Source organism: Mucilaginibacter sp. P4_E8 (assembly GCF_056401495.1).
The window spans coordinates 1-6,725 of record NZ_JBFUJG010000204.1 but is presented as its reverse complement, the minus strand read 5'-3'; the positions used below and the strand labels follow the sequence as shown (position 1 = coordinate 6,725).

At 42.3% G+C, this 6,725-nt stretch carries 5 protein-coding genes; 3 read left to right on the top strand and 2 right to left on the bottom strand.

The annotated features are described in order from the left end of the window. Positions 1-195 precede the first annotated feature (195 nt). Both AC1DRQ_RS28625 and AC1DRQ_RS28620 read right to left on the bottom strand, forming a co-directional pair. Positions 196-1,503, bottom strand: coding sequence for an ammonium transporter (locus AC1DRQ_RS28625; RefSeq protein WP_429395162.1), 1,308 nt, complete (start codon positions 1,501-1,503; stop codon positions 196-198). Positions 1,504-1,699: 196 nt separating this feature from the next. Beyond that, positions 1,700-2,056, bottom strand: coding sequence for a hypothetical protein (locus tag AC1DRQ_RS28620; protein ID WP_477429105.1), 357 nt, complete (start codon positions 2,054-2,056; stop codon positions 1,700-1,702). Positions 2,057-2,343: 287 nt separating this feature from the next. Between AC1DRQ_RS28620 and AC1DRQ_RS28615 the strand changes: the two genes are divergently transcribed. The 3 genes from AC1DRQ_RS28615 to gloA2 all read left to right on the top strand — a co-directional run bounded on the left by AC1DRQ_RS28615 (position 2,344) and on the right by gloA2 (position 6,272). Next, a complete protein-coding gene (locus tag AC1DRQ_RS28615) occupies positions 2,344-3,174 on the top strand; it encodes an energy transducer TonB (protein WP_477429103.1) in 831 nt (276 codons plus the stop codon). A gap of 486 nt (positions 3,175-3,660) precedes the next feature. After that, on the top strand, positions 3,661-5,883 hold the full coding sequence (gene purL, locus AC1DRQ_RS28610; protein ID WP_477429101.1) for a phosphoribosylformylglycinamidine synthase subunit PurL: 2,223 nt from the start codon (positions 3,661-3,663) through the stop codon (positions 5,881-5,883). Further along, positions 5,883-6,272 (top strand): SMU1112c/YaeR family gloxylase I-like metalloprotein, encoded by a 390-nt coding sequence (gene gloA2, locus AC1DRQ_RS28605; RefSeq protein ID WP_477429099.1) that lies wholly within the window; start codon positions 5,883-5,885, stop codon positions 6,270-6,272. Before purL ends, gloA2 begins: the two co-directional genes overlap by 1 nt. Positions 6,273-6,725: the final 453 nt, after the last annotated feature.

Here is a 6,725-nt window from a genome sequence, read left to right as displayed (position 1 = left end):
GTTGGGTGTTGCGTGAAAGAGGACAAACAATTTAGTCAAGAATCATGATAATCCCTTAATCCCATAAATCAAGGTTCGGACAAAAACCTACGAAATCATACCAATCACTAAAATCAACGGTCAAAAAAAGCCGCATTTTTTAAAAATGCGGCTTTAGTTTTTTTTAGTTATTTGGTTTGATTTATTGAGCAATAATTAAAGTCCTTCATCGTGCTGGCTTGAGTCAAGTCCGGCAAGTTCTTGTTCAGGTGTTACACGTAGTGTGCTGATCATATCAGTGATCTTTAACAATAACAATGAGCCAAAAAATGCGAAGGCCGAAACGCCTACTAAGGTTATCAGGTGCAGAAAAAACAAATGAGTTTCGCCATAATATAAACCATTACCGGTAGTGTTGCCTCCGTTTACATTTTGATGGGCAAATACGCCGGTTAATAACATACCAACCATACCACCTACACCATGGCAAGGGAATACATCAAGTGTATCATCAATGGTGGTTGTTGTTCTCCAGATCACAACCAGGTTGCTTACTACAGCTGCAACAATACCAATTATTAAGGAGTGTGGCACAGTTACAAAGCCAGCTGCCGGTGTAATGGCTACAAGGCCAACAACAGCGCCTATACAGGCACCCATAACACTTGGTTTTTTGCCACGTAATATATCAAAGAACATCCAGGCCATTGCAGCAGCTGCCGAAGCGGTAGTAGTTGTAGCCAAAGCGGTAGCAGCCAATGTGCCTGAACCTAAAGCCGAACCAGCATTAAAGCCGAACCAGCCAAACCATAATAAACCTGTACCTAATAGTACATAGCTAAGACGGGCAGGGGTGTGCGTTTTATCATTACGTTGTTTTAAATATAATGCCGAAGCAAGTGCTGCCCAACCTGCAGACATGTGCACAACTGTACCGCCCGCAAAATCAAGTACGCCTTTTTGGAAAAGGAAACCATCAGGGTGCCAGGTTGAGTGCGCAAGAGGGGCGTATATACATATCATGAACAGGCAAAGGAATATAACGTATGAGTTAAAACGGATACGTTCTGCAAATGCGCCTGTGATAAGTGCCGGAGTAATTACGGCAAACTTTAATTGGAACATGGCAAATAATACCAATGGTATGGTTGGCGCAAGTTTCCAGGTGGCATTGCCCAGTGTTCCTTTCATCATAAAGAAAGTACGCGGATCGCCAATAAAACCACCAATGGTATCGCCAAAGGCAAGGCTAAATCCAAAAATAACCCATATTACGGTAATAACACCCATACATACAAAGCTTTGCAGCATGGTAGAGAGTACATTTTTTTTACTAACCATACCGCCATAAAAAAAGGCAAGTCCTGGGGTCATGATCAGTACAAGTGCAGTACTTACTAATAGCCAGGCAGTATCACCGCTATCAATTTTACTGTCTTTAACGGTTGTAAGTTCAACCGATGGGAAGATAAGGGCAAGTACAATTACAATTATAAGTACGCCAAAGGGTATGAATTTTTTCATGTTTCGGGTTTTAGGGAATAGTTAATAAAGTTTATTAATACTGCCTGGTACCCAATCAAAATGCCAGGCAGTATTAAAAATTAATAGTTAGCCGGGCACCCAATCAAAATGCCAGGCCAGTATTAAAACTAAATTTTTTAAAAAACAATAAAATCCAGGTGCTTAATCAGAGCATCCGGATGAAATTGTTTTTCTACTACCAAAAAGCGTGAAACGGAAAAAGGATGAGTTTACGGAAGCGCGACAACTGACTTGTACCACGGCCGCAAATGAAGGTCACATATTTAATTCCTATGGAATAAAAGCAGGGGCTATAAAAAAAGCCCTGTAAGGAATGTGCTCCCCGGTGTTGTTGTACATTAATTACCGGAAAGGGTACACTATTAATGCTATACTCGTAATTATAAGGATGTGAATTTGGATTAGCAGTTTTTAAAGAGGTTTTTTTGCTGTCTTTTTGCTCAATATGGTACAATCCTCCTCTTGCGGATGCTGAAAAGCCCGTAAAAAGAAGAAAAATTAAGGCAGTAAATTGGTAAAGCCTGTTAACCATGTCTAAAAGTACTAAAAAATTAAAATAAATGCATGTTTTTTATAAATATTTTAACTTTTTGTGTGTTTGTATGATAAATATTTAGTTTAACTACCTTTAAAATTGCTTTTATTGCTTTAAAGTAGTTGAAATTTTATTTTTTGAGCTATTTTTTTTATTAAAAGTGAATTTGGATGAATTGTATGTAAATGATGAAAATATGATGAAATTTATTTGTAAATAATCTCATCATATATAAAATATTACATATGTAAAATCGTTATTAATGAAACTAAATTTTATTAACTATGAATTTTGCCAAATTAAATTTGTACAACGCCGAGTGGCTCGACCTTGTATTCGATCATCGTAACAAAGAATATGGTGCTTATGACCTGAGGCAACACTATGGCCGCAACATGACGAAAGCCATGGCCATGGCCTTTACCGGTGTCGCCATTTTAGTGGCAGTCAGTATTATATTTAAGCCCAAGCCTAAACCGGCAGAAAGAATGATCACCATAGAGCTAAACCCGAAGCTTTTACAGCCTCCGGTAAAGGCCGAGCTTAAAAAGCCCGATCCGGTAAAACCAGCCGCTCCTGTTAAACCTGCGGCACCGGTACATACAACCGCGTTTAAAATTCCGGTGATAGTTTCAACAGATCCTCCCGTTGACCCGCCCACTATTACTGAATTACAAAATAGTACAATAGGTCCTGTAGATAGTCCCGGAGCTCCTGGTGCCGGCAATGTTTTAGATAGTAAACCCGATGGTGGAGGTGGGGCTGGTACTGGTACTGCGCCTGATGAAACCGTTCATTCTCCTGGTACATTAGATGTAATGCCTGAGCCTGTTGGCGGTGCCGCTGCATGGGCCAAATTTTTACAGAAAAATTTGAGGTTTCCGGGAGTTGCCCAGGATCAAAATGTTTCGGGCAAGGTTTTCTTAAGCTTTGTTATTGAAAAGGACGGTCATTTATCAAATATAGTAGTTGAGCGGGGAGCTGGATATGGATTTGATGAAGAAGCATTGCGGGTGCTGAAACTGGCTAAAGCCTGGAAACCAGGTATTCAAAATGGTCAGCCGGTACGGGTTAAATATACTATTCCTATTAATTTTCAATTATCTGAACAATAGGAGATAAAAAAAGCTGGTCCGTGAAACGATAGGGGGAAAGTATGCATCGTTAAGCGGCCACTTGGGCAGGCGAATAATTTTCGTTTGCCCTTTTTATTATAATGCCTTGCGGAAACAAATGCTAAAATTTAAAAAACTCTAAATGCTAATTTCTAAAAGGTTTTGGGGATTCAGATTGGGAAACACACATCCGTTTTTTGCGTTAGGGATCGTCGCGGATACCGGCCTGGTGGTTAATGCCTGTGCAGTATGAGCATAGAGCCCGGCCGCAGGCAACGCCCAATGTTAAATAAAAATTAAAAAGTTAAAAATTGCACCGCTTAGTTATATAAATGCGATAAGTTGTTTATTTCATCACCAGTATAAACCCTTCCCTGCCATCTCGCATCCATTCGCACCGCCTCCCAAAACCTTTCGCCTTTTACCTTTCTCCTTTCGCCCTTTTTTCTTAATTTTGCGCATCCTTTCAAATAAAACAATAGTACATTGGAGCACCAGGAATTAACCACCGTTGAAACCGCCAAAGATTTAGGCTTATTACCCGAAGAATTTGAACGTATTAAAGAGATATTAGGGCGAGTGCCCAATTTTACCGAGCTTTCTATTTTCGCGGTAATGTGGAGCGAGCACTGTTCCTACAAAAATTCCATTACATGGCTAAAAACTTTACCAAAAGATAGTCCGCGTATGCTGGCTAAGGCAGGTGAAGAAAACGCAGGTCTTGTTGACCTTGGCGATGGCATTGGCTGTGCCTTTAAGATCGAATCACACAATCACCCATCGGCATTAGAACCTTACCAGGGTGCTGCCACAGGTGTGGGCGGTATCAACCGCGATATATTTACTATGGGTGCAAGGCCCATTGCCCAACTGAACTCCCTGCGCTTTGGCGATCTTAAACTGGAGAAAACCCAGTGGCTGGTTAAGGGCGTAGTTAAAGGTATAAGCCATTATGGTAATGCCTTTGGTATCCCAACGGTAGGCGGCGAATTATTTTTTGACGATTGCTATAATGTGAACCCATTGGTTAACGCCATGTCGGCAGGTATTGTTAAAGCGGGCGAAACCGTTTCGGCAACATCATACGGCGTGGGCAACCCTGTTTACATAGTAGGTTCGGCAACCGGTAAGGATGGTATCCATGGCGCGGCTTTCGCATCAAAAGATATCACTGCCGATTCTGTTAACGATTTACCGGCCGTACAGGTAGGTGATCCTTTCCAGGAAAAATTGCTGTTAGAAGCTACATTAGAAGTTATAAAAACCGGCGCCGTGGTAGGTATGCAGGATATGGGCGCTGCCGGTATCATCTGCTCTAACTCCGAAATGAGCGCCAAAGGTGAGCATGGAATGCGTATAGACCTGGATTTGGTACCAACCCGCCAGGCTAACATGAAACCATACGAGATCCTGTTGTCAGAATCACAGGAGCGTATGCTTATTGTGGTACATAAGGGGCGTGAAAAAGAAGTTGAGGCTGTTTTTGATAAATGGGATCTGAACTGCGCCATTATTGGTGAGGTGACCGATACCCAGCGTTTAGAGTATTATATGCATGGCGAAAAAGTAGCCGATGTACCTGCAGACGACCTTGTATTAGGCGGCGGTGCACCCGTTTACGAACGCGAATACCGCGAGCCTGCTTATTATGCCGAAAATCAAAAGTTTAACATTGATGATGTACCTGAACCTGCTAACCTGGTTGAAGTTGCCGAACATTTGGCGTCGCACCCTAACATCGCGTCAAAACGTTGGGTAACCGATCAGTACGACAGTATGGTTGGTGTACAAACCATGACCGCTAACCTGGCCTGTGATGCAGCCGTTGTTGCGGTTAAGGATACTGATAAGGCTATTGTGTTAACTACCGATTGTAACTCGCGCTATGTATATGCCGATCCGTTGAAAGGTACAGAGATTGCGGTGGCCGAAGCCGCCCGTAATATTACCTGTGCCGGTGGCGAACCTGTTGCTATAACCAACTGCTTAAACTTTGGTAACCCTTACAATCCTGAGGTTTACTGGCAGTTTGTGAGCGCTATAAAAGGTATGGGTAATGCCTGCCGTAAGTTTGAAACCCCGGTAACCGGTGGTAACGTGAGCTTCTATAACCAATCGGCTGATGGTGGATCCGTTTTCCCTACACCAACTATTGGTATGCTGGGCATTATGGAAGATACAGGCAACATCATGACCGCCGACTTTAAACAGCCCGGCGACCTGATATACCTGATAGGCGAATCTGTAAATGATATCGCATCATCACAATACCTGGCTTCGTGGCATAAAATTTTAAAAGCACCTGCACCTTATTTTGACATGGATAAGGAGTATGATATGCAGCAAACGGTAAAAGAACTGATCAAACACCGGGTGATAGAATCTGCACATGACGTGGCCGACGGTGGTTTATATATCAACCTGTTAGAATCAGCTATGCCAAACGGACTGGGTTTTGATATCGAAACAGATGGCGCTATCCGTAAAGATGCTTTCCTTTTTGGTGAGGCACAGGGTAGGGTAGTGGTAACCGTTGCTCCGGAAGAGCAGGAACGCTTTATTGAATTTATGGCTACCAGCGAAACTGAATTTAGTTTACTTGGTACCGTTAACAATGGTTTTCTTAATATTGACGAAGAGCCATTTGGTCATGTTACCGATCTGAAAATGGTTCACAGCAATGTATTACATACTATTTTAGGCGAGTAATGCTGAAACTAAACCGGGTACACCACGTAGCTATCATTTGTTCGGACTATGAAAAGTCGAAACATTTTTATAGTGAGGTATTGGGTTTAAAAATAGTACAGGAAGTTTATCGCGAAGAACGACGATCATACAAGCTTGATCTGGAAGTGGGCAACCAATACCAGATCGAGCTTTTTTCATTTCCTGACCCGCCCACGCGACAGTCCCATCCTGAAGCTGCAGGTCTGCGTCATTTGGCTTTTGAGGTTGATGCATTAGATGAAGCGGTATTCCATATTAAAGAATTTGGGGTAGCCATTGAACCTATCCGCATTGATGAACTAACCGGCAAACGCTTCACCTTTTTTGCCGATCCGGATGGATTGCCGCTGGAACTTTACGAAAAGTAATTTTAAGAGTTGTTGGTGACAACACCATAGGTGTTCGGAAGATTGTAATTGCAGTATATATTCCCTCCCTTGGGAGGGGTGCCGTGGATTGTGAAATGGCAGGGAGGGGTTTATACGTGCGATTAAACCTGTAATGTTCAATAAACCCCTACCTCCCCCTTCCCCAAGGAAGGAATCGCACTAGGCCCAAGCTTTCTTTTTATTTCTTCCGAACACCTATAGTGACAACACCAACAACGGCGGTTAATAAAGCTAAAAGTAAATATTTAATTATAATTTAGCTTCGATGTTTCGCTTTAAACAATTCAGCGTTGACCAAACCGGCTGCGCCATGAAGATCAATACTGATGGCGTTTTGCTCGGTGCATTGACTAATGTTAAAGACCCTTTAAGCATTTTAGATATAGGTACAGGAACAGGCGTAATTGCCCTGATGCTTGCCCAACGCTTTCC